General features: G+C 73.2%; 29 protein-coding genes. 17 read left to right on the top strand and 12 right to left on the bottom strand.

Annotated features, from left to right (window positions below):
- Positions 1-25: 25 nt before the first annotated feature.
- A complete protein-coding gene (gene ctaD / locus HNR10_RS24285; RefSeq protein WP_179827336.1) occupies positions 26-1,699 on the bottom strand; it encodes an aa3-type cytochrome oxidase subunit I in 1,674 nt (557 codons plus the stop codon).
- A gap of 188 nt (positions 1,700-1,887) precedes the next feature.
- Between ctaD and HNR10_RS24280 the strand changes: the two genes are divergently transcribed.
- On the top strand, positions 1,888-2,517 hold the full coding sequence (locus HNR10_RS24280; protein WP_179827335.1) for a TetR/AcrR family transcriptional regulator: 630 nt from the start codon (positions 1,888-1,890) through the stop codon (positions 2,515-2,517).
- A gap of 3 nt (positions 2,518-2,520) precedes the next feature.
- On the opposite strand, the gene HNR10_RS24275 is transcribed toward HNR10_RS24280, so the two are convergent.
- On the bottom strand, positions 2,521-3,282 hold the full coding sequence (locus HNR10_RS24275; RefSeq protein WP_179827334.1) for an SDR family NAD(P)-dependent oxidoreductase: 762 nt from the start codon (positions 3,280-3,282) through the stop codon (positions 2,521-2,523).
- A 237-nt stretch (positions 3,283-3,519) separates the two neighbouring features.
- Between HNR10_RS24275 and HNR10_RS24270 the strand changes: the two genes are divergently transcribed.
- Positions 3,520-4,122, top strand: a complete 603-nt coding sequence (locus HNR10_RS24270; RefSeq protein WP_179829937.1) for a TetR/AcrR family transcriptional regulator — start codon at positions 3,520-3,522, stop codon at positions 4,120-4,122.
- A gap of 100 nt (positions 4,123-4,222) precedes the next feature.
- Here HNR10_RS24270 and HNR10_RS24265 read toward each other — a convergent pair whose 3' ends face one another.
- Together HNR10_RS24265 and HNR10_RS24260 are read right to left on the bottom strand one after the other, a co-directional pair.
- Complete coding sequence (locus HNR10_RS24265; protein WP_179827332.1) at positions 4,223-4,531, bottom strand: hypothetical protein; 309 nt, start codon at positions 4,529-4,531, stop codon at positions 4,223-4,225.
- A 136-nt stretch (positions 4,532-4,667) separates the two neighbouring features.
- Positions 4,668-5,096: an Hsp20/alpha crystallin family protein gene (locus HNR10_RS24260; RefSeq protein ID WP_281390157.1), complete on the bottom strand. Its 429-nt coding sequence runs from the start codon at positions 5,094-5,096 to the stop codon at positions 4,668-4,670.
- A gap of 121 nt (positions 5,097-5,217) precedes the next feature.
- On the opposite strand from HNR10_RS24260, the gene HNR10_RS32060 reads away from it, so the two are divergent.
- From HNR10_RS32060 to HNR10_RS24240, 4 genes are all read left to right on the top strand, one after another.
- Positions 5,218-6,030, top strand: coding sequence for a DnaJ C-terminal domain-containing protein (locus tag HNR10_RS32060; RefSeq protein ID WP_179827331.1), 813 nt, complete (start codon positions 5,218-5,220; stop codon positions 6,028-6,030).
- Entirely contained in the window at positions 6,027-6,314 is a 288-nt protein-coding gene (locus HNR10_RS24250) for a MerR family transcriptional regulator (RefSeq protein WP_179827330.1), read from the top strand. The genes HNR10_RS32060 and HNR10_RS24250 overlap by 4 nt, the downstream gene beginning before the upstream one ends.
- 186 nt (positions 6,315-6,500) lie before the next feature.
- Positions 6,501-7,196: a type 1 glutamine amidotransferase domain-containing protein gene (locus HNR10_RS24245; RefSeq protein WP_179827329.1), complete on the top strand. Its 696-nt coding sequence runs from the start codon at positions 6,501-6,503 to the stop codon at positions 7,194-7,196.
- Between the two features lie 25 nt (positions 7,197-7,221).
- Complete coding sequence (locus HNR10_RS24240) at positions 7,222-8,235, top strand: NADP-dependent oxidoreductase (protein ID WP_179827328.1); 1,014 nt, start codon at positions 7,222-7,224, stop codon at positions 8,233-8,235.
- Here the strand turns inward: HNR10_RS24240 and HNR10_RS24235 are convergent.
- Entirely contained in the window at positions 8,222-9,145 is a 924-nt protein-coding gene (locus HNR10_RS24235) for a LysR family transcriptional regulator (RefSeq protein WP_179827327.1), read from the bottom strand. The genes HNR10_RS24240 and HNR10_RS24235 overlap by 14 nt on opposite strands.
- A gap of 92 nt (positions 9,146-9,237) precedes the next feature.
- Between HNR10_RS24235 and HNR10_RS24230 the strand changes: the two genes are divergently transcribed.
- Positions 9,238-10,098, top strand: a complete 861-nt coding sequence (locus HNR10_RS24230; RefSeq protein WP_179827326.1) for a PhzF family phenazine biosynthesis isomerase — start codon at positions 9,238-9,240, stop codon at positions 10,096-10,098.
- Positions 10,099-10,638: 540 nt separating this feature from the next.
- Positions 10,639-11,523, top strand: coding sequence for an SDR family NAD(P)-dependent oxidoreductase (locus HNR10_RS24225; protein ID WP_179827317.1), 885 nt, complete (start codon positions 10,639-10,641; stop codon positions 11,521-11,523).
- Positions 11,524-11,620: 97 nt separating this feature from the next.
- On the opposite strand, the gene HNR10_RS24220 is transcribed toward HNR10_RS24225, so the two are convergent.
- The 5 genes from HNR10_RS24220 to HNR10_RS31820 form a co-directional block, all read right to left on the bottom strand.
- Positions 11,621-11,827: a DUF5988 family protein gene (locus HNR10_RS24220; protein WP_179827308.1), complete on the bottom strand. Its 207-nt coding sequence runs from the start codon at positions 11,825-11,827 to the stop codon at positions 11,621-11,623.
- A gap of 191 nt (positions 11,828-12,018) precedes the next feature.
- Positions 12,019-13,680: a glycoside hydrolase family 13 protein gene (locus HNR10_RS24215; RefSeq protein WP_179827305.1), complete on the bottom strand. Its 1,662-nt coding sequence runs from the start codon at positions 13,678-13,680 to the stop codon at positions 12,019-12,021.
- A 485-nt stretch (positions 13,681-14,165) separates the two neighbouring features.
- Positions 14,166-15,053 carry an SCO6745 family protein gene (locus HNR10_RS24210; protein WP_179827304.1) on the bottom strand — a complete coding sequence of 296 codons (888 nt, stop codon included), beginning with the start codon at positions 15,051-15,053 and terminating at the stop codon, positions 14,166-14,168.
- Between the two features lie 275 nt (positions 15,054-15,328).
- Positions 15,329-15,589, bottom strand: coding sequence for a cyclophilin-like family protein (locus HNR10_RS31430; RefSeq protein WP_312889404.1), 261 nt, complete (start codon positions 15,587-15,589; stop codon positions 15,329-15,331).
- Positions 15,590-15,607: 18 nt separating this feature from the next.
- Complete coding sequence (locus HNR10_RS31820; RefSeq protein ID WP_281390156.1) at positions 15,608-15,742, bottom strand: hypothetical protein; 135 nt, start codon at positions 15,740-15,742, stop codon at positions 15,608-15,610.
- A 276-nt stretch (positions 15,743-16,018) separates the two neighbouring features.
- Here HNR10_RS31820 and HNR10_RS24200 point away from each other — a divergent pair, with 276 nt between their 5' ends.
- The 7 genes from HNR10_RS24200 to HNR10_RS24170 all read left to right on the top strand — a co-directional run bounded on the left by HNR10_RS24200 (position 16,019) and on the right by HNR10_RS24170 (position 22,300).
- Positions 16,019-18,310 carry a rhamnogalacturonan lyase gene (locus HNR10_RS24200; protein ID WP_218897971.1) on the top strand — a complete coding sequence of 764 codons (2,292 nt, stop codon included), beginning with the start codon at positions 16,019-16,021 and terminating at the stop codon, positions 18,308-18,310.
- Positions 18,311-18,465: 155 nt separating this feature from the next.
- Positions 18,466-19,560, top strand: coding sequence for a CobW family GTP-binding protein (locus HNR10_RS24195; protein ID WP_179829934.1), 1,095 nt, complete (start codon positions 18,466-18,468; stop codon positions 19,558-19,560).
- 11 nt (positions 19,561-19,571) lie between these two features.
- Positions 19,572-19,829, top strand: coding sequence for a 30S ribosomal protein S18 (rpsR, locus tag HNR10_RS24190; protein WP_179827302.1), 258 nt, complete (start codon positions 19,572-19,574; stop codon positions 19,827-19,829).
- Positions 19,830-19,864: 35 nt separating this feature from the next.
- Positions 19,865-20,101, top strand: coding sequence for a 50S ribosomal protein L28 (gene rpmB, locus HNR10_RS24185; protein ID WP_179827299.1), 237 nt, complete (start codon positions 19,865-19,867; stop codon positions 20,099-20,101).
- Position 20,102: 1 nt separating this feature from the next.
- Complete coding sequence (rpsN, locus tag HNR10_RS24180; protein WP_179827296.1) at positions 20,103-20,408, top strand: 30S ribosomal protein S14; 306 nt, start codon at positions 20,103-20,105, stop codon at positions 20,406-20,408.
- Positions 20,409-20,570: 162 nt separating this feature from the next.
- Positions 20,571-21,359 (top strand): MOSC domain-containing protein, encoded by a 789-nt coding sequence (locus HNR10_RS24175; protein WP_179827292.1) that lies wholly within the window; start codon positions 20,571-20,573, stop codon positions 21,357-21,359.
- Positions 21,356-22,300, top strand: a complete 945-nt coding sequence (locus HNR10_RS24170; protein ID WP_179827291.1) for a PDR/VanB family oxidoreductase — start codon at positions 21,356-21,358, stop codon at positions 22,298-22,300. Before HNR10_RS24175 ends, HNR10_RS24170 begins: the two co-directional genes overlap by 4 nt.
- Here HNR10_RS24170 and HNR10_RS24165 read toward each other — a convergent pair.
- Together HNR10_RS24165 and HNR10_RS24160 are read right to left on the bottom strand one after the other, a co-directional pair.
- Positions 22,297-22,752: a hypothetical protein gene (locus tag HNR10_RS24165; RefSeq protein ID WP_179827290.1), complete on the bottom strand. Its 456-nt coding sequence runs from the start codon at positions 22,750-22,752 to the stop codon at positions 22,297-22,299. The two genes, HNR10_RS24170 and HNR10_RS24165, sit on opposite strands and share 4 nt — an antisense overlap.
- A gap of 105 nt (positions 22,753-22,857) precedes the next feature.
- Positions 22,858-23,481, bottom strand: a complete 624-nt coding sequence (locus HNR10_RS24160; RefSeq protein ID WP_179827289.1) for a LysE/ArgO family amino acid transporter — start codon at positions 23,479-23,481, stop codon at positions 22,858-22,860.
- Between the two features lie 72 nt (positions 23,482-23,553).
- On the opposite strand from HNR10_RS24160, the gene HNR10_RS24155 reads away from it, so the two are divergent.
- Both HNR10_RS24155 and HNR10_RS24150 read left to right on the top strand, forming a co-directional pair.
- Complete coding sequence (locus tag HNR10_RS24155; RefSeq protein ID WP_179827287.1) at positions 23,554-24,450, top strand: LysR family transcriptional regulator ArgP; 897 nt, start codon at positions 23,554-23,556, stop codon at positions 24,448-24,450.
- Between the two features lie 92 nt (positions 24,451-24,542).
- Positions 24,543-25,358, top strand: coding sequence for an SAM-dependent methyltransferase (locus HNR10_RS24150; RefSeq protein WP_179827285.1), 816 nt, complete (start codon positions 24,543-24,545; stop codon positions 25,356-25,358).
- The last annotated feature ends 41 nt before the right edge of the window (positions 25,359-25,399 follow it).

Below are 25,399 nucleotides of genomic sequence, written 5' to 3'. Positions count from 1 at the left end.
CGCGGGCGCCGGGACGGTGGCGCGGTCAGCTCCGCTCGGTGCTCGCCCGGGAGTCGGCGGACTCGGGGTGGTGCAGGTCGAAGGCCGGACGCTCCCCGCGGATGCGCGGCAGCGTCGTGAAGTTGTGGCGGGGCGGGGGGCAGGACGTCGCCCACTCCAGGGAGCCGCCGTAGCCCCAGGGGTCGTCGGAGTCCACCCGCTCCGCGTGGTGGGCGGTGCGCCACACGTTGTAGAGGAACAGCAGGGTCGACGCGCCCAGCACGAACGATCCGACGCTGGACAGCTGGTGCATCCACGTGAACCCGTCGGAGGGCAGGTAGTCGGCGTAGCGGCGGGGCATGCCCGCCACACCCAGGTAGTGCTGGATGCCGAAGGTCGCGTGGAAGCTGAGGAACAGGGTCACGAAGTGCCACGTGCCGAGGGTCTCGTCGAGCATCTTCCCGGTGAACTTGGGCCACCAGAAGTAGAAGCCCGCGAACATCGCGAACACGACGGTGCCGAAGAGCACGTAGTGGAAGTGGCCGACCACGAAGTAGGTGTCGGTGACGTGGAAGTCCAGCGGCGGCGAGGCCAGGATGACGCCGGTGAGCCCGCCGAAGAGGAACGTGGCGAGGAAGCCCACCGCGAACAGCATCGGGGTCGGGAAGGTCAGCTGGCCGCGCCACATCGTCCCGATCCAGTTGAAGAACTTGATGCCGGTGGGCACCGCGATCAGGAACGACAGGAAGGAGAAGAAGGGGAGCAGCACGGCTCCGGTGGCGAACATGTGGTGCGCCCACACCGTCATGGACAGGGCGGTGATGGCGATCGTCGCCGCGACCATCCCCTTGTAGCCGAACAGCGGTTTGCGCGAGAACACCGGGATGACCTCGGTGATGATGCCGAAGAACGGCAGCGCCACGATGTAGACCTCGGGATGGCCGAAGAACCAGAACAGGTGCTGCCACAGGATCGCCCCGCCGTGCGCGGAGTCGAACACGTGGGCGCCCAGCATCCGGTCGGCCGCCAGGGCGGCCAGCGCCCCCGTGAGCACCGGGAACGCCATCAGCACCATGATCGAGGTGAACAGGACGTTCCACGTGAAGATCGGCATGCGGAACACGGTCATGCCGGGTGCGCGCATGCCGATGATCGTGGTGATGAAGTTGACCGAGCCCAGGATCGTGCCCAGACCCGCCACCAGCAGCCCCATCACCCACAGGTTGCCGCCCAGCCCCGGTGTGCGTACCGCGTCCGACAGCGGGGTGTAGGCGAACCAGCCGAAGGTCGCCGCGCCCCCCTGCGTCATGAACCCGCCCATCACGATCAGGCCGCCGAACAGGAAGAGCCAGTACCCGATCATGTTGAGCCGGGGGAAGGCGACGTCGGGCGCGCCGATCTGCAGCGGCATGATGACGTTGGCGAACCCGGCGAAGAGCGGGGTGGCGAAGAGGAACATCATCACCGTGCCGTGCATGGTGAACAGGGCGTTGAACATCTCCGGCGACACCGTCTGCATCCCGGGCCAGAACAGCTCGGCGCGGATGAGCATGGCCATCACACCGCCGGAGAGGAAGAAGCAGAAGGACGTGACGAGGTAGAGGTAGCCGACGATCTTGTGGTCGGTGGCGGAGAGCCAGCCGACGGCGGCGCGGCCCCGGCTCACGATCCTCGCGCGCGTGCGCGAGCGGTCGGCCTGGGTCTCGCTGGTCTGCGTCATCGGGTCTCCAGGCGTAGTGGCGGACCTGATCTCCGGACGGGATGCGACGCTACCCCAGCAGGCGGCGGGAGGACACGACGTCGGCCGCGTTTCGCGGCTTCGGTTCCGACCGCGCACCGCGCACCGCGCACCGCGCCCGTGGCAGGGTGGGCTGACCAGCGGAGGCCGACGGCACGGGAGGACGGGCGATGGCGACGGGGAGGCGGCCCGGGCGGCCGCGGGGGCGGCGGCGCGAGGAGATCCTGGACACCGCGCTGGAGGTGTTCGCCGAGGGCGGTTTCCACGGCACCAGCCTGGCCGGGGTCGCCGAGAGGTGCGGTCTGACCCAGCAGGGGCTGCTGCACTACTTCCCGACCAAGCAGGCGCTGCTCGTGGCGGTGCTCGCGCGGCGCGACGAGCTCGACGCGGCGCGCTTCACCCGGGACGGGCGCGAGGAGACCGTCCTGTCCGAGGCCGCGGCCCTGGCCGAGCACAACCAGGCCGTGCCCGGCCTGGTGAAGGCCTATTCCGTGCTCGCGGCGGAGAGCACCACCGAGGGCCATCCCGCCGCCGACCACTTCCGGCGGCGGTTCGCCGCGGTGCGGTCCCGGTTCGCGGCCGACCTGACCGCGGAGTACGGCGGGACCCTGCCCTCGGGGGTGCGCGCCGAGGACGCTGCGGCCCTGGTCGCCGCGGTCATGGACGGCCTCCAGCTGCAGTGGCTGCACGCGCCCGACGAGATCGACATGCCCGCCCTGGTCACCGCCTTCACGCGGGTGCTCGAAGCAGGGCAGGCACCACCGGCTCCGGCGGCGGCGCCGCCGCCGCCGGAACGGTGACGGTCAGACCGCGGCCCAGCCGTTGTCGACCGGCAGCACGACGCCGTTGACGTTGCTCGCGGCGTCCGAGGCCAGGAACACGATCGCGGCGGCCAGTTCGTCGGCCTGCGCGACGCGGCCGACGTTGCCCATGTACTGGCCGAGCACGGCGGGCCCGCCGCCGGGCGCGGGGTCGACGCTGATCGCGGTGGCGGTGCCGCCGGGGGCGACCGCGTTCACCCGGATGCCCTTCTCCCGGTACATGATCGCCGTGGACTTCACGAGCCCGGCCACGCCGTGCTTGGCTGCGGTGTAGGCGGCGCCCGCCGCGCTGCCCCGGAGCGAGGCCTCCGAGGCGGTGAAGACGATCGACCCGGAGCCGCGCTCGACCATGTGCGGCAGGACGGCGCGGGTGAGCAGGAAGGGCGCGGTCAGGTTCACGCGGAGGAGCCGCTCCCACACCGCGTCGGTGACGTCGGCGGTGGCGGACATGTCGTCCATGATGCCCGCGTTGTTGACGAGGACGTCGATCCCGCCGAGCCGGTCGAGGGCGGTGGCGACGACCTCGTCGACGACCTCCTGGGCGCTCAGGTCGCCCACGACGGCCACGGCCGTGCCTCCGGCGCCGGTGATCTCGTCGGCCACGGCCCGGGCGGTCCCGGCGTTCAGGTCGGCGACGAGCACCCTGGCCCCGTCGGCGGCCAGGCGCAGCGCGGTCGCCCGTCCGATGCCGGAGCCGCCCCCGGTGACGATGGCGTTCTTGCCGTTGAGGCCCGGAAGGTTCATTGAGACTCCTGGTGCTGCTGAGGTGCCCGTCCCGGCGACGGGTTCGCGGCGACCCGAACGGCCACCATTGTCACTGTACGACATTTTGTCGCGCAGCGACATAAAATGAACGCGGCGCTCCCGGTGGGCACGCCCTAGAGTGGAGCGCCTGGGATCGATCACGGGGGAGGCACCGCGGTGGCGAGGAGCTCCTCGGACGGCTCCGGAGGCGGGCCCGCGGGCCGGGGCCGCCCGCCGATGACCGAGCGGCGCAAGGAGGTCGTCCGCACGGAGATCGCGCGCGCGGCGGTGCGCCTGTTCACCGAGCGCGGCGTCTCCGGCACCACCGGCGACGACATCGCGCGGGAACTGGGGATCTCCACGCGAACGCTGTGGCGCTACTTCCCCTCCAAGGAGAGCTGCGTCCGGCCGCTGCTGACCACGGGCCTGGACTTCATGGCGGCGCGTCTGCGCGCCTGCCCGCCGGACACACCGCTGCTGGAGTACCTCGAACGCGAACAGGCCTTCGAGGAGGGGGCTCCGGACCTGGGGGAACCGGTCGCCGACCTGATCCGGATGACGCACACCGAGCCGTCGCTCATGGCGGTCTGGCTGGAGGTCCACCACGCGGCGGAGTCGGTGTTCGCCGAGATCATCGCCGCCCGCACGGGCGGGTCCGCCGACGACCTGTCCGTGCGCGTCCAGGCGGCGGTCCTCAACACCGCGCTGCGCCTGGCGTCGGAGGAGATGGCACGCGCCACGGCCGACGGTCCGGGCGCGCCGCCCGTGGGCCCGCTCGTCCGATCCGTCCTGGCCACGGCCGCACGCGGCCTGCCCGCCTTCACGGCCGCGGCCTCCTAGCGGGCACCGGCACCGCGACGGGGGCGGCCTGGCGGAGCGGCGGCGCGGGCGGCGCGACGAAGCCGGCGCCGCCGACGATCAGGCGGCGCCGAGAGTCCCCCTAGGACGCCGCCAGGACGGGGCGCACGCCCAGGCCGCGCCACAGTGCGTCGGCCAGGGCCTGGTCCACGGCCTCCGGCGTCGCGCCGGAGAACCCGTCCCACACGTCCGCGTCACCACCGACCAGGTTCGCGGCGATGTCCCGCACGCGGGCGAGGCGATCGCCGGCGGCCACGGGATCGGTGGACAGTGCCTCCTCGTAGGCGCGCAGCGCCTGGAAGAGTCCGACCCACTCCAGGTGCGTGTGCTCGTCCGGGGAGCGGCGCAGCCCGTGTTCGGCCGCCGCCCGGCTCCTGCGCATCGTGTTCATCCGTTCCGTCCCTTCACTCCGCGACCGTGCGTACCCGCGTACGGGGGCGGTGCGGTCGGCGCACGGTGGAGGGCCGGAGCGGCTCCGGCCCTCGTTCGCGCGCCGGCGGGTGGTGCCGCCCGCCGCTTCGACGCGGTCAGGCGTTGATCTCCCGCGCCTGGCCGTCGCCCTCACTGATGCTGATCTTGCGCGGCTTGGCCTGCTCGGCCACCGGTACGCGCAGGGTGAGGACACCGTCCGCGTAGTCCGCCGTGATGTTGTCCCCGTCGAGGGACTCACCGAGGAAGAGCTCGCGGGAGAACGTCCCCGAGGGGCGTTCCGCGATGACCATCTCGCGCCCCTTCGTGGCGGTCGCGGCGCGCTCGGCGCGGACCGTCAGGACGTTGCGCTCGATCTCCAGGTCGATGGAGTCGGCCCGCACGCCCGGCAGGTCGAAACTGACCACGAACGTGTCGTCCTCGCGATAGGCGTCCATCGGCATGGCACCCGGGCGGACCGTGTCGCCCAGAAGGCGCTGGGTGATCCGGTCGAATTCCCGGAAGGGGTCCGTACGCATCAGCATCATGGCCACCTCCTGTGCTCGATCACAAGACCTGATGCGACCTCACGCATGTTTTCTACCACACGAACCAGAGAATAAACATGGTGAGTGCTAGCGAAGATCCATAAGCTGGAGGGGAGGAAACGTGAAGGAAGCGGAGGATCCCCACGCCGTCCTCGGCCTGTCGCCGGGCGCGACCCGCGGGGAGGTGGACCGGGCCTTCCGAGCGCTGGCCCGGCGCCACCACCCCGACGCGCCCGGCGGCGACCGGGCCGCCTACGCGCGCGTGCGCCACGCCTACGAGGCCCTCGCCGAGCCACGGGCCCGAACGGAACCAGGAACCCGGCCCACGGCACCGCCCCCGTCCTCGCCCTCGCGACGGGGGGTGTCCATCCCCGTGCGCGTCCGCAACGCCCGCCCGCGGCGTGGCGCCGACCGCACGGCCGCGCTGCGGGTCGCGCTCCCCCTGGCCGTGTACGGCGGAACCGCCGCCCTGGCCCTCGGGGACGGCCGCACGGCGACCGTGGCCGTACCGCCCGGAACCGAGCACCGCGCCCGGTTCCGCCTCCCCGGGCGGGGCGGTCCCGGCGCACACGGTGGAGCACCCGGCGACCTGCTCGTGACGGTGCTCGTGGCCGACCACCCCGTCTACCGCAGAGCCGGCCGCGACCTGCGCGCCACGCTCCCGCTGGGCTACGCCGAAGCCGTCCTGGGAACGGAGGCCGCGATCACCGGGCTGGACGGCCGGGTGCTCCGTGTGCCCGTTCCACCCGGTACGGCGCAGGGCGCTACCATCACCCTTCCGGGCCAGGGCGTTCCCGGCCGCGGCGGTACCGGGGCACTGGTCCTCGACGTCACGATCGACGTCCCCGCCGGCCCCCTCTCGGCCGACCAGCGCGCGGCACTGGAACACCTCGGCGCCGTGCTGCCCGCACCCCGGAAGGAACCACGCCGATGACCGACGCCCGTCCCCGGCCCGACCAGGGCCTGTACACCATCTCCGTGGCCGCCGGGCTCGCCGGCGTGTCCGTGCAGTCCCTGCGCCTGTACGAACAGCGCGGTCTGCTCTCCCCCGCACGCACCAAGGGCGGGACCCGCCTGTACAGCGACAACGACATCGCGCGCCTGCGGCGGATCAGCGAACTCCTCGGACAGGGCGTCAACCTCACCGGCATCGAACAGATCCTCGACCTCCAGGACGAGAACAGCCGGCTGCGCCGCACGGACGCCGCGGGGGACTGAGGGCTCCCGCCGTCACCCCCGCGGCAATCCATAGAGGCTCCTATGTCGGATCGTGGCATGCCTATTGGTCATTCGATGCCAGGACCCCTACCTTCGGGAACGTCGACGAACTGACGGACCGCACACAGCGCGTCAGGTCGCGTGAACCATCCGGCCGCCAGGCCCGTGACTCCCGAAGGACACACCATGGCCAAGATCCTGTTCGTCATGACCGGCTCCGACCACTGGACGCTGGCCGACGGCACCGCGCACCCCACCGGCTTCTGGGCGGAGGAGGCCGTCGCCCCCTACCGGAAGCTCACCGCCGCCGGTCACGAGGTCACCGTGGCCACCCCCGGCGGCGTCGTACCGCCCGTGGACCGGGGCAGCCTCTCCCCCGACGCCAACGGCGGGGAGGAGGGCGCCAAGGAGGTCGCCGCCGCACTGGAGTCGACGGAGGAGCTCCGCCGCCCCGTCCGTCTGGAAGACGTCGACCTGGCCGACTACGCGGCGGTCTTCTACCCCGGAGGCCACGGCCCGATGGAGGACCTCGCGGTCGACTCCGGGTCCGGCGCCCTGCTCACCGCCGCCCTGGCCTCCGGCAAACCGCTGGGCGTGGTCTGCCACGCACCGGCCGCCCTGCTGGCCGCGGACGACGGCGACGGCGGCTCGCCGTTCGCGGGCTACCGGCTGACGGGCTTCACCAACGCCGAGGAGGCCCAGGCGGGCCTGGCCGACCGGGCCGAGTGGCTGCTCCAGGACCGGCTGGTCGGGATCGGTGCCGACTTCGTCGAGGGCGAGCCCTGGGCACCGCACGTCGTCGTCGACCGCAACCTGGTCACCGGACAGAACCCGGCCTCGTCCGGTCCGCTCGCCGACGAGCTGATCCGACTGCTGGGCTGACCACACACCACCACGGAGGTCCACCATGCCCGTCACCAGCCGCGAATGGCAGCTGGCCGCCCGCCCCGTCGGCGAGCCCCGCGACAGCGATGTCGCCTTCACCGAGTCGGCGGTGTCCGACCCGGCTCCGGGCCAGGTCCTGGTCCGCAACGACTGGCTGTCGGTCGACCCGTACATGCGCGGGCGGATGGACGAGGGGGAGTCCTACATCCCGCCGTTCGAACTCGGTGAGGCGATGACCGGCAGTGCCGTGGGCACCGTCGTCGCCTCCGGGTCCGACGAGGTGCCCGTCGGCACGACCGTCAGCCACTTCCGGGGCTGGCGCGAGTACGCCCTGCTGGACGCCGAGGGCCTCCAGGTCGTGGACACGGACCTGGCACCCGCCCAGGCCTACCTGGGCGTGCTGGGCACCACCGGCCTGACCGCCTACGCCACGCTCGTGGAGGTATCCCCCGTCCGCGAGGGCGACGTGGTGTTCGTGTCGGGCGCGGCCGGGGCGGTGGGCTCGGTCGCCGGGCAGATCGCCCGGCACCTCGGCGCGTCCAGGGTCATCGGCTCGGCCGGCGGCCCGGAGAAGGGGCGGCGGCTCGTCGAGGACTTCGGCTTCGACGCCGCCATCGACTACCGCGAGGGGGACCTGCCGGGACAGCTCGCCGAGGCCGCGCCCGAGGGCATCGACGTCTACCTCGACAACGTCGGCGGCGACCACCTGGAGGCCGCGCTGGCCGTGATGAACCTGCGCGGGCGCGTAGGCATGGTCGGGGCGATCTCGGTCTACAACGCCACCGAGGCGCCGGCCGGGCCGCGGACGCTGCCGCTGGCCATCGGCAGGCGCATCACCCTGCGCGGCATGAACGTGGCCGACCACTACCACCTGGTGCCGGAATTCGTCGGCCGGGCCGCGACCTGGCTGGCCGACGGCTCCCTGCGCGCCGAGGAGACCGTCGTCGAGGGCATCGAGAACGCGTTCGAGGCCTTCACGTCGATGATGCGCGGCGCCAACACCGGCAAGATGCTCGTCCGGCTCAGGCACGCGTGAGAACGAGGCCTCTCCCGGCGGCGCCCCGGCGCAGTCCGCGCTCCAGGGCGTCGGTGACGGCGTGCGCCGCCGGGGAGGTCCACCGTGCCCGGTGACGGGCGATCAGCACCGCGACATCGGGCGCCCCGGGCCCGTCGAGGACGGTCAGGCGGCGGTCGGCCAGGGCCTGGTCGACCGCGACCCCGGGCAGCAGGGCGACACCGAGGCCGGCCGCCACACACGTCCGGGCGGCCTCGGCACTGCCGAACCGGGTGGTCCGGGGCCGCTCTCCCGGAAGCGCGGAGAGCTCGTGCGCGAGCGCGTCGCTGTAGGAGCAGCCCTCCTCCAGCAGGAAGACCTCGGTCGCGGCCAGGTCGGTCGGCGTCACCGGGCGGTCGAGGGCGGCCAGCGGATGGCCGGGCGCGGCCACCAGCACCAGCGGCAGCCGGGTCACGGCCTGTGCGGCCACGTCCGGCGCGCCCGCCTCCTCCTCCAGCAGCAGTGCCACGTCCACGCGCCCCGAGCGCAGGCCCTCGACGGCCTCGGCCGTGCCCGCGGCGTGGATCTGGACGTCGATCCCCGGTTCGGCGGCCCGCAGGTCGGCGACCACCCCGGGCAGCAGCGAGGAGCACAGCGTCTCCCCGGCGCCGACGACGATCCGGCCGCTGAGCGGCGCACCGTCGTCGGCGGCCGCGCGCAGCCGCGCCTCCGCGTCGAGCACCTCCTCGGCCCGGGCCAGCAGCCGGTGCCCGTGCGAGGTCAGGCGGGCACCGCGCGGCAGGCGGTCGAAGAGCCGGGTGCCCAGCTCCTTCTCCAGGTCGCGGATGTGCACGGTGACCGTGGACTGGGCCACGTGCAGCTCCTCCGCCGCGGCGGTGAAGTTCTCGGTACGGGCCAGCGCGGTGAAGGTGCGCAGCAGACGGGTGTCCATGCCCCCACGGTAGCGGAGCCATCGTATTCCTCGATCGGCACCATGCGGAATCATCGTTTCCCTTCATGGGAGCCGACTGCCATGGTGGACGCATGGACACCAGCACGACGCAGATCCTGCGCTACACCGCCTTCACCGCGGACCCGTCCGGCGGCAACCCCGCCGGCGTCGTCCTGGACGCCGCGGAGCTCGACGACGACGCGATGCTCACCGTCGCGGCGGACCTGGGCTACTCCGAGACCGCCTTCGTCACCGCGCGGGACGAGCGGCGGCGGCGCTTCACGGTGCGCTACTTCAGCCCGCTGGCCGAGGTGGACTTCTGCGGACACGCGACCGTGGCCACGGCGGTGGCGCTGGCCGAGCGCCTGGGCGCCGGCCCGCTGGTCTTCGACACCGCGGTCGGAGAGGTGCCGGTCGACACCGCGACCGACACGGGCGAGGCGACGCGGGCGACGCTGACCAGTGTCCCGACGACGTCACGCCCGGCCGGGGCGGCCGAACTGGACGCGACACTGACCGCCCTGGGGTGGCACCCGACGGACCTCGACCCCGCGCTGCCGCCCCGGGTCGCCTTCGGCGGGGTGCACCACCTCGTCCTGGCCGCCAAGACCCGGGAGCGCCTGGCCGATCTGGACTACGACTTCGACGCGCTCGGCGCGCACATGCGCCGCGCCGGGTGGGCGACGCTGCAACTGGTGTGGCGCGAGAGCCCGGACCTGTTCCATGCCCGCGACCCCTTCCCCGTGGGCGGCGTCGTGGAGGACCCGGCCACCGGTGCCGCCGCTGCCGCGCTCGGCGGATACCTGCGCGACCTGGGCCTGGTCGCGGAGCCGACGGTGGTCACGGTCCGCCAGGGCGAGGACATGGGCCGTCCCAGCACCCTGACGGTGGCGCTCGACCCCGACGACGCCCGGGTACGGGTGTCCGGCCACGCGGTCCCGTTCCCGTCCTGACCCCGGCCCTGCCACCACCCTGGCGGGGGCCGTTCCGCATCCTCGGCCGAGTGGCGGTGCGCGGGCACACCGTCGTGCTGCGCGCACGCCGTGGCCGGGCCCGCGGGACGAGGGTCCGGCCCGGTCGGGGCACGGGGCCCGTGGAACCCCTGACGCACGCGGACGGGAATCCGCCGTGAAGAGCCGCGCCGGCCGCTCCCCCGCCGATGACGGCCTCTCCCCGTTCAGGAGGACGAGGCCGAAGAGGCCATGGCGACCTTCGGCCTCGATCGACCGTAGGCGGACCCCTCCGGGGAGGACTGCTACCAGCCGCCGGACCCGCTTCCGGCAGGCTGCACGCCGACCGCTCCCCCGCCGACGTGTGGCGGGTGCTGCACCGGAGCGTTGACGGCCGCCGGCCGCCCGCCGTATGGTTTACCTTGTAAACCGCTGGGGTCGACGGTCGCGCCACGGGACGCGCGACACCGCGACACCCGTGACCCCTCCGGCCCGGGCGGCGCCCGGCGCACCGGCCGCCGCCCACCACACGGAAGGCCGCACATGAGCGAGCACTACGGGAAGCACGCCATCGTCACCGGGGCCACGGGAGGCATCGGCGAGGCGATCGTCCGCTCGCTCGCCGCCACCGGGATGGCGGTGACCATGGTCGGCCGCGACCACGGACGACTGGCCGGGGCGTCCGCCCGGGTCGAGGCGGCCGTCCCCGGGGCGGACCTGCGCCACGCCCTCGCCGACCTCTCGCTGACCGCCGACGTACACGCACTCGCCGAGCGGTTGGCGGAGGGCGACCGGCCCGACGTCGTCATCAGCAACGCGGCCGTGTCCTGTCCGGTCGGCGACCGTACCCCCGAGGGACTCCAGCGCACGCTGGCCACCAACCACCTGGCCCCCTACGTCCTCCTGCGGGTCCTGGGCCGCGCGCTGGACCGGGGTCCCGCGCGGTTCGTCGTCGTGGGCGCCTCCCCCACCGGTCTGGCCCGGGTACCGGTGGACCTGGACGACCTCCACCTGACCCGGCCACGGAAGCTGGGCCCGATCCCGAGTCTGCGTCCGTTCGTGGCCTACGGCCGGACCAAGAACATGAACACGATGTTCCTCCTCTCGCTGGCCGAGCGGCTGTCGGGCACCGGGATCACGGTCAACGGCGCCCATCCCGGGATCATCTCCGGCACAGGGCTGGGACGCGAGGCCCGAGGCGTGGAGCGGTTCCTCGGCACCGTCCTGGAACTCAATCCGTGGCGCCGGGGACCCGGCTCGGGCGCCGACACCCCGGTCTGGCTGGCCACGTCCCCGGACGTGGCGGGGCGCACCGGCGGCTTCTACGTCGACCGCACCGCGGTCCCGACCCCCGGGCACACCGTGGACGCCGCGCGCCGGCGGCGGCTGTGGGAGGAGAGCGCCCGTCTGGTGGGCATGCAGCCGTGAACGGGCCGCGACACGCTCGCTTCGCGCGCCCACCCGCGGATCACGCCCACCACGGCGCGAACGGCCGACCGGATCGGTCGGCGCGGGTCAGCGCGGGTCAGCCCGCCATCTCGGTCCGCTCGGTCCACCCGTAGACGGGCACCCGCCCCTCGGACGTGTGCGCCTGTCTCGGTGTCGGGACGAAGTGCTCGTACCCGTTGTGGAACGGCAGCTTCAGCTCGTCGCCGGGACGGTCGACGGACACGATCCGCTCCTGGAGCTCGTCGGGTCCGCCCTCCAGCAGTGCCTTGCCTTCGGTACCCATATCCGCAGGTTCTCACGATGGACCGGCCTTGGCCAGGGGGTATGACCGACTGTGGACGACCGGCCACAGTTCCGCGCCGGCGGCGGGACCCACCGCGCACGCCCCCGCGCGTGCACTCCGCACGCGCCGCGAACGCACCGCGCCCCGCCACCCCGCGCCCTCGCCCCAGCCGGACTCGCCCCGCCGGACGCTCACCGCAGGCGCAGCCACACCGCGGCGTCGCCGGGCAGACGGCCGCCCTCGACGGGAGCGCTGGACAACAGCACCTCGGCGCCCTCCGGCAACGGGTGCGGCTCGTCGGCGAAGTTGACCACGCACCGGACGCCGTCGCCGCGCTCGAAGGCGAGCACGCCCTCCGGCGCGTCCACCCACGCCATCTCCGCGCCGGCCAGCCCGGGCTCCGTCCGCCGGATCCGCAGTGCCGCCCGGTACAGGTTCAGCATCGAGTCCGGCCGCGCGTCCTCGTGCTCCACGGTCAGATCGCGCCAGGCGGCGGGCTGCGGCAGCCACGGCCGTGCCCCACCGAACCCGAACGGCGGTTCCTGCCCCGACCACGGCAGCGGCACCCGGCAGCCGTCACGGCCCGGGTCGGTGTGCCCGGACCGCTCCCACGTGGGGTCCTGCAACACCTCCGGCGGCAGGTCCTCCACCTCCCACAGCCCCAGTTCCTCCCCCTGGTACAGGTACGCGCTGCCGGGCAGGCCCAGCGTGAGCAGCGCCGCCGCCCGCGCCCGCCGGGTGCCGAGCTCCAGGTCCACCGGGGTGTCCCGGACCATCCCCAGGCTCTTGCCCTGGGCGTGGCCCGGACGGCCGAACCGCGACACGTGGCGCACCACGTCGTGGTTGGAGAGCACCCATGTCGCCGGGGCTCCGATCGGCCCCAGCGCGGCGAAGGAGTCGTCGATCGCCGCGCGCATCGCCTTGGCCCTCCAGGGGGCCTCCAGGTAGTGGAAGTTGAACGCCGTGTGCAGTTCGTCGGGCCGCAGGTAGCGCGCCAGGCGCGCCGGGTCGGACACCCACGCCTCGGCCGCGAACACCCGGTCGCCCTCGTACTCGTCGGCGATCGCCCGCCAGGCGCGGTAGATGTCGTGCACGCCGTCGCGGTCGGCGTGCGGGTGCTCGCCGCCGTCCGCGGTCAGGTGCTGGTCGTGCTCGTGGACCGCGAAGTCGGGCAGGTCCGGGTGCTTGACCAGCCCGTGGGCGACGTCGATGCGGAAGCCGTCCACCCCCTGGTCGAACCAGAAGCGCAGGATGGACTCGAACTCGGCGCGCACCTGCGGGTGGTCCCAGTTCAGGTCGGGCTGCTCGGGCGCGAACAGGTGCAGGTACCACTGCCCCGGCGTGCCGTCGGGGTCGGTCGTGCGCGTCCAGGCCGGTCCGCCGAAGGCCGCGCGCCAGCCGTTGGGCGGCTCGTCGCCCCCCGGGCCCCGGCCGTCGCGGAACAGGAACCGCTCCCGTTCGGGCGATCCCGGCCCGGACGCGAGCGCCGCCCGGAACCAGGCGTGCCGGTCCGACACGTGGTTGGGCACGATGTCGAGGATGACGCGGAGGCCGTGCTCGTGCGCCTCCGCGACGAACGCGGCGCCCTCCTCACCGGTGCCCAGGACGGGATCGATCCGGCGGAAGTCGGCGACGTCGTACCCGCCGTCGGCCATGGGCGACTCGTACCAGGGGTTGATCCACACGGCGTCCACGCCGAGGTCGCGCAGGTAGGGCAGGCGGGCACGCAGGCCCGCCACGTCACCGACGCCGTCACCGTTCCCGTCGGCGAAGCTGCGGATGTAGATCTGGTAGACGGCGGCGTTGCGCCACCACTCCCCGCCCGTGGCCGGGGACGCGGTGCTGTGGGTCATCGAAGCTCCGTTTCGTGGGGTCCGCGCGGTCACGTGACCGCACCGCTCTCAGGCCGTCGACGTTCCTGCGCTGGAAGAACAGCACGAGGGAGACCACGGGGAACGCGGACGTGGCGGTGATCGTGGTCAGCACCGCGCGTTCGAAGGGGAAATCCGGTCGGGCGATCGCGTAGGAGGCGAGGACGGCGATGAACAACGCGCACACCGTGGTCGTACCCGCGACGACGACACTGACGACCGGAGCGCGCCCGAAACCGATCCGCGGGTCGGACGACCGCGTCGGAGCTCTCCAGCGGGACCGTCGACGGCCACCGCGAGTGCTCGAAGATGTCGGCGGTCCGGCGCGGGCTGGAGACGACCATCCAGTAGAACGGCTCAGGCGGAACCCACGAGGGGCGCGGTTCCGATTCCGGGGCCGGGCACAGCGGGCATGGGACCCGCGGGCCCGAGAGCGCGGGACCCGCGGACCCGGGACCCCCGAGTCGCTACTTCATCCGCTTGGTCGCCCACGGCATCAGTTCCTGGACCAGCGGCTTCGCCAGCGGGCGGCCCAGCTCGGCCAGTTCGGCGCAGCCCTCTGTGCCCAGAACGGCGTAGGGGGCCAGCGCCAGCCCGTCGGTGATCTCCTCGATCCGGGCGCGCCGCTGGGCGCCCACCGAGGTCAGCGCCAGTTCGGGCCCCTCGGCCAGCCAGCCGCTCTCCCGCAGCCCGTCAGCGGCCGTGTCCCACTCCTCCTGCGACCACTTGCGGGTGGTACGGAGCTTCTCCGCGGGCATCCCCTCACCCGCCGCCGCGTGCGTGACCAGCGCGTCGAGCCCGCTCAGCCCGGCGGTGAGCAGCGCGGCGACGTGACCGTCCCCGCGGTACTCGCGCAACAGCGTCTGGGCGTGCCACAGCACGAGGTGGGGTTCCTCGGGCCAGGGCAGGGCCGCGTGCGCGGCGTAGAGCGGGCGCCCGGCGACGTCGTCGGCCGCCGCCTCGGCGGCGCGGCGGGCCAGCTCGGCGGCGCGCTCGACCTCGGGCGACTCCACGGCCGCGCCCAGGATCCGGCGCAGCGCGGCGTCGGCGGCGGACAGGCGGGCGGCCAGCACCTGTTCGGGCGAGGCCACCTCCCAGGCACCGGGGAGGGCGGAGCGGACCGCGTCCGGGTGGAAGTTGAAGAAGGCCGCGGTGACGACCTCGGGCGAGGCCGCGCCCAGCGCGGCGGCGCGGGGGGCGAAGTACTGGGCCCAGCCCTTCAGCCCCAGGTCCGCGTAGGCCTCGGACGCCTCCGGGGCGAAGTAGATCATGCTGTGGTAGGGCTCGACGTGAGCCCACGCCCGGCGGGCGGCGGCGGGGGTGACCTCGTCGTGGACCGTGTCGATCCGGGGCATGGGCAGACCCTTCCTCTCAGCGCGGACGGGGGTTCGCGCCCCCCGAAGTTACCGACCGGCAGGTACGGCGTCAACGGCGCTCATGCCGGGGGCCGTGGTCACGCGGCTACCGGGCACCTGGGCCGGGGCGTCAGGACGAGGCGAGGGTCCGACGCCGCCACTGGCCGAAGGCGCGACCGGCCAGGGCCGTCGCCGACCGGCTCCACCGACGAGCGCACCGGGTGCCGTCCACCGGCCGGGACATCCCGGCCGGTGGACGGGCCTCGACGGGCTACCTAGGCGCGGTCGACCCGGACGGTGTCGCCGTCGCGGACGGCGGCCAGCGCGCGGTGGTCGCCGTCGACGCGGCCGAGCACATTCGCGGCACTGGCGAGCCTGCTCTCCGCCCTTTGGGACAGGGGCGTGGGCCCGAACGGCAGGGCGAGGGCGACCCCGGCGAGCCAGTAGCAGACCGTGCCCGGTTCGACGGCGTCGGTGGCGCCGTCCTCCCGGCCGGCCTGGACGCCGAAGTAGACCTCCTCGCCCCATGCCCACACCGTTGCCCGCCACCACCCTCAACGGACGCCTGCGGCGCAGTCCTTCCCGCGGGACGACTCGATCGGCAGGGCGGCCCACAGGGCCTCGGACGTGGGGGTGCTGTCGGGGTCGGCGGTCACGGATCCGCCGCCCCAGGAGATGCTGATCCTCATGTCCACCTGTGTATCGCGCGGCCGGACACGCACTCACACCGGGGTGTCCATAATGCAGATTCTATTTTCCGAATAATGGAATAAGAGCGACGCTTCAGGCGCCTCGCGCCAGACGGAACGCCTTCTCATGCGAACGTTTTACATTGACGGAAAGCGCTTGCCATGTCAGGTTGGTCTCCCCCTGATACAGGAGGTTGAACGTTGACCCCCCGCACTTCGACCCATCGTCAGAGCTCGGTCGCGAAACCGGTCGCGGCGGCCGTAGCTTCGATCGTTTTGATCCTCACCGGCGCCACCACCGCCGCCTCGGCGTCGACCGCCCCCGGCGCACCCGCCCAGCCCGGCCGGGGCGGCCCCCCGGTCCAGCTCGAAGAGCTCGACCGGGGCCTGGTCGCCGTCGCCGCCGAGGACGGCGTCTTCCTCAGCTGGCGCCTGCTCGCCCACGAGGTCACCGGTCACACCGCGACCGGCCTGGAGGGCCCGGACTTCCACGTGTACCGCGACGGCACCCGCATCGCGACCGTCACCGACAGCACCAACGTCCTCGACCCCGACGGCGGCGCCGACTCCGAGTACCGGGTCGCGGCGGTCGTGGACGGGGACGAGCAGGAGCCCTCGGCCACGGCCTCCCCCTGGGCGGAGGGCCACCTCGACCTGCCGCTCGACAGGCCCGAGGGCGGCACGACCCCCGCCGGCGAGGAGTACGAGTACCGCGCCAACGACGTCTCCGTCGGCGACGTCACCGGCGACGGCTCCTATGAGTACGTCGTCAAGTGGGACCCGACCAACTCCAAGGACGTCTCCCAGGTCGGCTACACCGGCAACACCTACATCGACACCTACACGCTCGACGGCACGCTGCTCCACCGGATCGACCTGGGCGTCAACATCCGCTCGGGCGCCCACTACACGCAGTTCCTCGTCTACGACCTCGACGGCGACGGGCGCTCGGAGCTGATGTTCAAGACCGCGCCCGGCACGCGCTCCCTGACCTACGGCCCCGACGGCGAGGTCGTCTCCGAGGAGTACGTGACCATGCCCAGGGCGGACGTCCGGGCGGGCCACACGCACCAGGACGACTACCGGATGAGCGCCGACGACTACTATGAGCACGTCGTCGGGATGTTCCAGGAGTGGCACGAGCACCCCGAGGTGAGCGCCGGGAACTGGCCCGCGACCCTGGAGGAGGCGTTCGGCCTCGAACCGGCCTACGACTACCCCCTCTCACGCGCCGACGCCGAGGCCCTCGCCGACCACTTCATGGACGAGTACGCCCCCGAGCGCAGCGGGCGCAACCGGCTGCGCGAGTTCGAGGGCTTCGTCGTGGACGGCCCCGAGTACCTCACCGTGTTCGACGGCGCCACCGGCGCGGAGCTGGACACCGTCCGCTACACGCCCGCGCGCGGCGACGACGGCCTCCTGTGGGGCGACTACGCGATGAGCCGCATCGAGCCGGGCAACCGCGTCGACCGCTTCCTGGCCGGCGTGGCCTACCTGGACGGGCACAGCCCCTCCGCCGTCTTCGCCCGCGGCTACTACACGCGCGCGGCCGTGACGGCCTACGACTGGAACGGCCGCCAGATCACCCAGCGGTGGAGCGCCGACAGCGGGCACGCGCCGATGGACAACCCGTTCAACGACTCCCCGCACGGGGTGGAGGGCACCGATCCCGAGTACGGCACGCTCACCACGCAGGGCTTCCACTCGCTCAGCACCGCCGACGTCGACGGGGACGGCCACCAGGAGATCGTCTACGGCGGCGCAACCCTGGACCACGACGGTTCGCTGCTGTACTCCTCCTACGACGAACTCCCGCCTGGCAGCGCGGAGCCCGGGGAACAGGCCAAGCTCGGCCACGGCGACGCCCTTCACGTGGGCGTGTTCGACCCCAGCCGCGAGGGCACGCAGATCTGGTCGGTGCACGAGGGCGGCCGGTGGGCGCCGTACGGGTTCGCGATGCGCGACGCCGCCACCGGCGAGGTCCTCTTCGGCGGGTACACCGGCGTGGACACCGGGCGCGGGATGGTCGGCGACATCGACCCCGACCACCCCGGTTACGAGGTGTGGTCCTCGATGCCGCCCGGGGACGACGTCGAGGCGGGGCTGTGGACCGCCGACGGCCGGTACCTGGGCACCGACACCCCGGGCACGAACATGAGCATCCGCTGGGCGGCCGACATGACCACCCAGATCGTCAACGGGTCGGACGCCACGAACCCGGCCACCCCGACCATCGACGACCGGCGGCGCGGGACGCTGCTGACCGCCGAGGGCACGCGGACCAATAACGGCACCAAGGGCAACCCGGCCCTGGTCGCCGACGTGTTCGGCGACTGGCGCGAGGAGCTGCTGGTGCGCACCGAGGACAGCTCGGCGCTGCGGGTGTACTCCTCGACCGAGGTGACCGACCGCAAGCTGCACACCCTCATGCACGACCCGCAGTACCGGACCGGCATCGCCTGGCAGCAGACGGCGTACAACCAGCCGGCCTACCCGGGCTTCTATCTGGGGTCGGACACCGACTGGTCGACCGTGGAGGTGGTGAGGCCGCGGTACCCCCGGCGCTGATCAGCACCCCAGTGCCCCCGCGCTCCACGCGCACGCGGCCCGCTCCCTTCCGAGGGGGCGGGCCGCCGCCGTTGCGGTGGACCTCCCCGCATGGGTTACGATAATGATTATCGTTTTCAACCTTGGGAGGATGGCCGATGGAAGCGCCGAGCTCCATGCGCGTGGTCGTGGTCTCCGGACTGCACCGCTCCGCACGTGCCCGTACGGTCGAGGCACTGATCACGGCGGTACCGGGGTCGGTGGCGCTCCACCACGACTTCGACCGCATCGGCGAGGGCGTCGTCCACCGCCTCACCCGGGACCGCTGGGGCACGGTCGACCACAGCCGGGTGGAGCTCGACCACCTGTGCGCCTCCTGCACCCTGCGGGAGGACCTGGTCCCGTTCCTGCTGCGCCTGACCGAGGCGGGCGAGCACACGCTGTGCGTGGTGGAGACCTGGGAGGGCGTCGAACCCCGGCCGGTCGCCGACGCCGTCGCCTCCGAGCCCGCGCTCCGCCTGGCCGCGGTCGTCACGGCCGTGGACTCCGAACGCCTCCTGCCCGACCTGGCCGGGCACGACGACCTGGGCGACCGGGGACTGGACATCGCGGTCGAGGACGAGCGCACCGTCGCCGAGGTCCTCGCGCACCAGATCGAGTACCCCACCGTGCTCGCCCTGGACGGGGAGCCCTACCGCGCGGAGGCCCGCTCCCTGCTGGAGCACCTCAACCCCGCCGCGCTGGTCGTCTCACCCGGCCCGGACCTGGCCGACCTCACCCACGGCCGGTTCGACCCCGAGCACGCCGCCAACCGGCTCAACCCGGCCTGGGCCCAGTACGCCGACCGCGACGACGCCCGCGTGCGCACGCTCACCTGGACCCGCAGGCGGCCCCTGCACCCCGCCCGGCTGCACGAGGCCCTGGAGCACATCGTGGCGGCCGGGCTGCGCAGCCGCGGCCGGGTCTGGCTCGCCGGCCGGACCGACACGCTGCTGGTGTGGGACGCCTACAACGACGCACTGCTGCTGGAGAGCGGCGGCCCGTGGCTGGACGCCCTGCCGGAGGCCGCCATGGAGATGGTCTCGGAGTCGCGGCGCGCGTCCGCGCAGCTGGACTGGGACCCCGCCGTCGGCGACCGCTGCCAGCACCTCGCCTTCACCGGAGTCGACCTCGACGCGGAGCGCCTGGTCGCCCTCCTGGACTCCTGCCTGCTCACCGAGGACGAGGCCGGTGAGCCCCTGCGCTTCGACCCCTTCGCCGACGCACTCTGAGAGGTCCCGCCATGTCCGCCGCACCCCGCCGCGCGAGCAAGCGCCCGGCCACACGAAAGTTCGCCAACCCCCTGGGCGACGCCGACCACGTCGACTACAAGGACGTCGCCCTGCTCCGGAGGTTCATCTCCGAGAAGGGCAAGATCCGCAGCCGCCGCGTCACCCGCGTCACCGCCCGGCAGCAGCGGCTGATCGCCGCGGCCGTCAAGAACGCCCGCGAGATGGCGCTGCTCCCCTACCCGTCCACCGCCTCGTCCAGGAACACCTGACCGAGGCCCGCACCACACCGAGAAGGAGCCGTCACGTGTCCCGTGTCTGCCAGGTGACCGGCAAGGCCCCGTCCTTCGGGAACGCGGTCTCGCATTCCCACCGCAGGACCCGCCGCCGGTTCGACCCAAATATCCAGTCGAAGCGGTACTGGCTGCCCAGTGAGAACCGCTTCGTGCGGCTCAGGCTGAGCACCAAGGGCATGCGCGTCATCGACGCTCGTGGCATCGAACGCGTCGTCGCGCAGATCCGCGCCCGTGGGGAGAAGGTCTGACATGGCGAAGAAGAGCAAGATCGCGCGCGACCGGCAGCGGAGGATCGTGGTGGCGCGCTACGCCGAGCGCCGGGCCGAACTCAAGCGGATCATCAGGAGCCCGCACACCGGTGACGAGGAGCGCGACGCCGCCTCCGCCGAGCTGCGCCGCCAGCCCCGGGACGCCAGCGCGACGCGCCTGCGCAACCGGGACGTCGTCGACGGCCGGCCCCGCGGCCACCTGCGCCGCTTCGGGCTGTCCCGGATCCGCTTCCGGGAGATGGCGCACCGCGGCGAGCTGCCGGGTGTGACCAAGTCGAGCTGGTAGCGCCCCCGTCACTCTCCGCTGAGCGGACCGGGGTTCGCGCTCGGGCGCGCGCCCCGGTCCCACCCCGCGCGGCACGGACCGGTTCCGGACCTCGGTAGGCTCGATCCCCGCGGTGGCGCCCCGGACGCCCCGCCGGTCGATCGGCAAGCCCGAGGAGGCACGGTGCCCGGACACGTCACCGGACTCGACGTCCATCCCGTCAAGGGGCTGAGCGCGCAGTCCCTGGAAGCGGTCGCTCTGACGGCCGGGCACGGGTTCCCCCACGACCGCGTCCTCGCGCTGGCCCGCCCGGACGGCGGGTACACGCCGGGGCTGCGCACGGGCCTGCCGAAGGACCGCTTCTACATGCTGGCCGTCGACGAACGGCTGGCGGGCCTGGACACCCGGCTGGACACCGCGACCGGGGTGCTGCGGGTGAGCGTGCGCGGCCACGAGGTGCTGGCGGCGGACCTGGGCGAACCGGAGGGGGTGGCCGAGGCCACGGCGTTCTTCGCGCGCGTGCTGGACCTGCCCGAGGGCACGCGCCCGGTGCTGGCCCGCGAGGAGGGGCGCCGGTTCACCGACGTGGCCAGGCACTCCGACGCGATGATGAACACCGTGTCGCTGATCAACGTGGCCTCGGTGCGCGACTTCGGCGAGCGCGTCGGCGCCGAGGTCGATCCCCGGCGGTTCCGCGCGAACTTGTACGTCGACGGGCTGGCGCCGTTCGCCGAACGCGACCTGGTCGACCGCGAGTTCACGATCGGCGGGGTCCGCCTGCGGGGCGTCCTGCGCACCAAGCGCTGCGCGGCCACCGAGGTCCACCCGGAACAGGCCCGGCGCGACCTGAGCGTCCCCCGCCTGCTGATGACCGAGTACGGGAACTCGGAGATGGGCGTGTACGCCGAGGTCCTGTCGGACGGCACCGTCCGGCCCGGGGACGCCGTGACGATCCCGGAGGAGTCCCGATGAGCCGCACCGACCTGTCCGTGCGCGTCTCCGCCAAGGAGATGCTCACACCGTCGATCTGCCGTTTCGAGCTCCGCGCGGCCGACGGCGGCACACTGCCGCCGTTCACGCCCGGCGCCCACGTCAACGTGCGCGGGCCCGGCGGTGCCGTCCGCAGCTACTCGCTGACCGACGGCGACGAGCGCATGTACGCCATCAGCGTCGCACGCGAGGCCGCCGGACGCGGCGGGTCGGTCGCCCTGGTGGACGGCACCGCGCCCGGCGACACGCTCACCGTGAGCGAGCCCCGCAACGACTTCGAGCTGCTGACGGCCAAGCGACACCTGCTGATCGCGGGCGGCATCGGCATCACGCCGATGCGCGCCATGTTCCACCGGCTGCGGGCCGAGGGCGGCTCGGTGCGGCTGCTCTACCTGACCCGCACCGCGGAGGAGACCGCCTACCTCGACGAGCTGCGCGACCCGGAGCTGGCCGACCAGGTCGTGCTGCACCACAGCTCCGAGGCCGGACGCCTGGACCTGTGGCCGTACCTGGCCGAGCCGGACGACGGCGCCCGGGTGTACTGCTGCGGGTCGCGTCCGCTCATGGAGGAGGTGCGGGCCCTGACGATGCACTGGCGGCCGAGCCGGATCCACTTCGAGGACTTCTCCGGTGTGGACGCCACCGCGAACGCCCGCCCGTTCCGCGCCACGTGGGCGCCGACCGGACGGACCGTGGAGGTGGGCACCGGGCGGACCCTGCTCGACGCGCTGCGCGGCGCGGGCGCCGACGTGCCCAGCTCGTGCCGGAGCGGGACCTGCGGCACCTGCCGCCTGCGCCTGGTGTCGGGCGCCGTGGAGCACCGGGACCTGTACCTGTCCGAGGACGAGCGCGCGTCGTTCCTCATGCCGTGCGTGTCCCGCGCCGAGGCCGACACGATCACCGTGGGCCCGGTGGAGGACTAGGCCCTGGTCCTGGGCCGGGTGGCCCGGTCCAGGACCAGCGCGACCAGGCCGCTCAGCGCGCCGACGACCGTCCCGGTGACCAGGCTGCTGACGACCGCGAACCCCCGGATGACGACGGTCTCGGCCAGGGGCGGCAGGTCGGACAGGTTGCCGCCCAGCGACGGCGCGTCCGCGCCCCAGGAGAGGTTCCACAGGAGCTGGTGGCCCAGCGCGAGGAAGACCCCGTAGACCAGGCCGACCACCAGCAGCGTGACGAAGGCGTTGGGCACCCGGCGCCGGACCGCGACGGCCACCCACACCAGCGGCGGCACGAACACGAACAGCAGGTTCACCAGGGTGCCCTCCTGGATCACGTCCAGGTCGTGCAGGACCACCCTCGGGACCGCGAGCAGGGCCAGCCCCACGATGACGGGCAGGGACAGGCCGAGTGCGGGCTTGCTCTTGTCGATCATGGTTCCACGGTAGGAAGCGGCACCCCGGCCGCGCGTCGGCCCGCGCGCTCCCCCGTCTACGTCCGTGGTCGCGTCCGGGGACGCCGAACGGCGTAGCCGCCCGGGTCAGTGGCCGAGCGCCAGGCGCACGCCCAGGCTCAGCATCACGGCGGCGATGAACGCGTCCAGGACCCGCCAGGCGCCGGGACGCGCGAACAGGGGGCGCAGCAGCCGCGCGCCGAAGCCCAGGGCGAAGAACCAGAGGAAGCTCGCCGTGACGGCTCCGCGTACCCACCACCAGCGCGCGTCGCCGTCCTGCTGGTTGGCCACCGAGCCGAGGAAGACCACGGTGTCCAGGTACACGTGCGGATTGAGCCAGGTCAGGGCGACGGCGGTGACGACGGCCGCCTTGGTGCCGATCCCCTGGGCGCCGCCCTCGACGGTCATGCTCCCCGGCCGCAGCGCGCGCCGCGCGGCGAAGACCCCGTAGACGAGGAGGAAGCCGGCGCCCAGGTAGCGGACCACGGTCACGGCGGCGGGAGCGGCCTCGACCACCGCGCCGACCCCCAGCACGCCCGCCCCGATGAGCACCGCGTCGGACAGCGCGCAGACCATCACCACCGCCAGGACGGTACGCGGGCGGCCGTCGATGCCGAGGCGGAGCAGGAAGGCGTTCTGGGAGCCGATCGCCACGATGAGGGCGAGGCCCGTGCCGAGGCCGAGCAGGGCGGGAAGAAGGGAGTCGTTCACGTCCAGAACACTAGGAGCGCGCGCGTATACAGTAAAGCTAAAGTTTCTTAGATCTATGAAGCAGAGCTTAAGATGCCTTTTCAGTTCGACCACCTGCGCACGCTCACCACCCTCGTGGACGAGGGGACCTTCGACGCCGCCGCGCGGCGCCTGCACGTGACCGCCTCTGCGGTCTCCCAGCGGATCCGCACGATGGAGCAGTCCGCGGGCAAGGTGCTGGTCCAGCGCACCAACCCCGTCGTCCCCACCGCGGCCGGGGACGTGGTCCTGCGCCTGGCGCGCCAGGTGCTGCTGCTCGACGAGGACGCCGCGGCCGAACTCCGGCGCGGGGACGGCGACGGCGATCGGGTCGCGGTCCCGCTCGCGGTCAACGCCGACAGCCTCTCGACCTGGTTCCTGGAGGCACTGGCGGAGCTGCCCGACGACCTCGGCGCGGTCTACGAGATACACCGCGAGGACGAGGAGCACACCACGTCCCTGCTGCGCTCGGGAACGGTGATGGCGGCGGTCACCTCCACCCCCGAGGCCGTGCAGGGGTGCGTGGTGGAGGGCCTGGGCACCATGCGCTACCTCGCGGTGTGCAGCCCCCGCTTCGCCGACGCGCACATGGGCGGCCGGGCGGACATGGCGCGCCTGGACCGCGTCCCCGTGGTCAACTTCGACCGCAAGGACGACCTGCAGAACGCCTTCGTGCGCTCGGTCACCGGCAGGGAGCCGCAGGCGCCGCGGCACTACATCCCGGCGTCGTCGGACTTCGCCAAGACCATCCTCCTGGGCTTCGGGTGGGGCATGGTCCCCGAGGAGCAGTGCCTGGACGAGATCGAGCGGGGCGCGCTGATCAGCCTGGCCCCGGAGCGCCCCGTCGACGTCCGGCTGTACTGGCAGCGGTGGAACCTGCGCTCGCCGCTGCTGGACGGCCTCACCTCGGGGCTGCGCGCGGCGGCGGCCGCGCGCCTGCACCCGCTGTAGGACCGCCGCGAGGAGCGGGAAGCCCTGCCACGCCGGGGTTGTGGAACCCGGCCCCTTATCCTGGTGCCCCCTCACTCTCCAGAGAGGCGAGCATGACACCGACTCCCCAGGACCCCTCCGCGGTCGACCGCCTCCTCGACACGGGCGAACCCCACTCCGCCCGCGTCTACGACTACTGGCTGGGCGGGAAGGACCACTACCCCGCCGACCGCGCCATGGGCGACCAGATCCTGTCCGTCCTGCCGATGATCGGCGAGATGGCCGTGCAGAACCGGGCCTTCCTGCGGCGCGCGGTCCACTACCTGGCGGCGGAGCGCGGTGTCCGACAGTTCCTGGACGTGGGCACGGGGCTGCCGACCGCGAACAACACCCACGAGGTCGCCCAGGCGGCGGCGCCGGAGTCCAGGGTCGTCTACGTCGACAACGACCCGCTGGTGCTCACCCACGCCAGGGCACTGCTGACCAGCACGCCGGAGGGGCGGACCGACTACGTCGACGCCGACCTGCGCGACCCCGACACCATCCTGCGCGAGGCAGCCCGCACCCTGGACCTCGACCGGCCGGTGGCGCTGACCCTGCTGGGGGTGCTCTTCCACATCCCGGACGACTCCGCCTACGAGATCATCGCCCGGCTCATGGACGCGCTGGCCCCCGGCAGCCACCTGGTCGTCACGCACGCCACCAACGCGGTGACGGGCGAGGCCATGGACGAGGCGGTCCGGCAGTGGAACGCGGCCTCCTCCACCCCGATCTCGCTGCGCACGCCCGAACAGTTCGCGCGGTTCCTGGACGGGCTCGAACCCGTGGAACCGGGCGTGGTCTCCATCCCCCTGTGGCGGCCCGAGGCGGGGCAGGTCGGCGAACCGCGCGAGATGGACGAGTACGGCGCCGTGGCCCGCAAGCCCTGACGCCGGGGGCGCGGCCGCCTCGCGGTGGCCCCGGCCCGCGG

Origin of the sequence: Nocardiopsis aegyptia (assembly GCF_013410755.1) — a bacterium.
In the GTDB taxonomy this organism is placed as follows: domain Bacteria; phylum Actinomycetota; class Actinomycetes; order Streptosporangiales; family Streptosporangiaceae; genus Nocardiopsis; species Nocardiopsis aegyptia.
This window is presented reverse-complemented; position numbering and strand designations above follow the sequence as displayed.

Bases quoted from the DNA above. Each gene is read 5' to 3' on its own strand.
- HNR10_RS24170 (WP_179827291.1), top strand. From the start codon at position 21,356: ATGAGCCGCACCGACCTGTCCGTGCGCGTCTCCGCCAAGGAGATGCTC.
- HNR10_RS24265 (WP_179827332.1), bottom strand. From the start codon at position 4,531: ATGAACACGATGCGCAGGAGCCGGGCGGCGGCCGAACACGGGCTGCGC.
- HNR10_RS31820 (WP_281390156.1), bottom strand. From the start codon at position 15,742: ATGAGGATCAGCATCTCCTGGGGCGGCGGATCCGTGACCGCCGACCCC.
- HNR10_RS24240 (WP_179827328.1), top strand. From the start codon at position 7,222: ATGCCCGTCACCAGCCGCGAATGGCAGCTGGCCGCCCGCCCCGTCGGC.
- HNR10_RS24270 (WP_179829937.1), top strand. From the start codon at position 3,520: ATGACCGAGCGGCGCAAGGAGGTCGTCCGCACGGAGATCGCGCGCGCG.
- ctaD (WP_179827336.1), bottom strand. From the start codon at position 1,699: ATGACGCAGACCAGCGAGACCCAGGCCGACCGCTCGCGCACGCGCGCG.
- HNR10_RS24245 (WP_179827329.1), top strand. From the start codon at position 6,501: ATGGCCAAGATCCTGTTCGTCATGACCGGCTCCGACCACTGGACGCTG.
- HNR10_RS24210 (WP_179827304.1), bottom strand. From the start codon at position 15,053: ATGCCCCGGATCGACACGGTCCACGACGAGGTCACCCCCGCCGCCGCC.
- HNR10_RS24195 (WP_179829934.1), top strand. From the start codon at position 18,466: ATGCGCGTGGTCGTGGTCTCCGGACTGCACCGCTCCGCACGTGCCCGT.
- HNR10_RS24260 (WP_281390157.1), bottom strand. From the start codon at position 5,096: ATGATGCTGATGCGTACGGACCCCTTCCGGGAATTCGACCGGATCACC.
- HNR10_RS24215 (WP_179827305.1), bottom strand. From the start codon at position 13,680: ATGACCCACAGCACCGCGTCCCCGGCCACGGGCGGGGAGTGGTGGCGC.
- HNR10_RS24225 (WP_179827317.1), top strand. From the start codon at position 10,639: ATGAGCGAGCACTACGGGAAGCACGCCATCGTCACCGGGGCCACGGGA.
- HNR10_RS24235 (WP_179827327.1), bottom strand. From the start codon at position 9,145: ATGGACACCCGTCTGCTGCGCACCTTCACCGCGCTGGCCCGTACCGAG.
- HNR10_RS24280 (WP_179827335.1), top strand. From the start codon at position 1,888: ATGGCGACGGGGAGGCGGCCCGGGCGGCCGCGGGGGCGGCGGCGCGAG.
- HNR10_RS24250 (WP_179827330.1), top strand. From the start codon at position 6,027: ATGACCGACGCCCGTCCCCGGCCCGACCAGGGCCTGTACACCATCTCC.
- HNR10_RS24230 (WP_179827326.1), top strand. From the start codon at position 9,238: ATGGACACCAGCACGACGCAGATCCTGCGCTACACCGCCTTCACCGCG.
- HNR10_RS24165 (WP_179827290.1), bottom strand. From the start codon at position 22,752: ATGATCGACAAGAGCAAGCCCGCACTCGGCCTGTCCCTGCCCGTCATC.
- HNR10_RS24150 (WP_179827285.1), top strand. From the start codon at position 24,543: ATGACACCGACTCCCCAGGACCCCTCCGCGGTCGACCGCCTCCTCGAC.
- rpsN (WP_179827296.1), top strand. From the start codon at position 20,103: ATGGCGAAGAAGAGCAAGATCGCGCGCGACCGGCAGCGGAGGATCGTG.
- HNR10_RS24275 (WP_179827334.1), bottom strand. From the start codon at position 3,282: ATGAACCTTCCGGGCCTCAACGGCAAGAACGCCATCGTCACCGGGGGC.
- HNR10_RS24220 (WP_179827308.1), bottom strand. From the start codon at position 11,827: ATGGGTACCGAAGGCAAGGCACTGCTGGAGGGCGGACCCGACGAGCTC.
- rpsR (WP_179827302.1), top strand. From the start codon at position 19,572: ATGTCCGCCGCACCCCGCCGCGCGAGCAAGCGCCCGGCCACACGAAAG.
- HNR10_RS24155 (WP_179827287.1), top strand. From the start codon at position 23,554: ATGCCTTTTCAGTTCGACCACCTGCGCACGCTCACCACCCTCGTGGAC.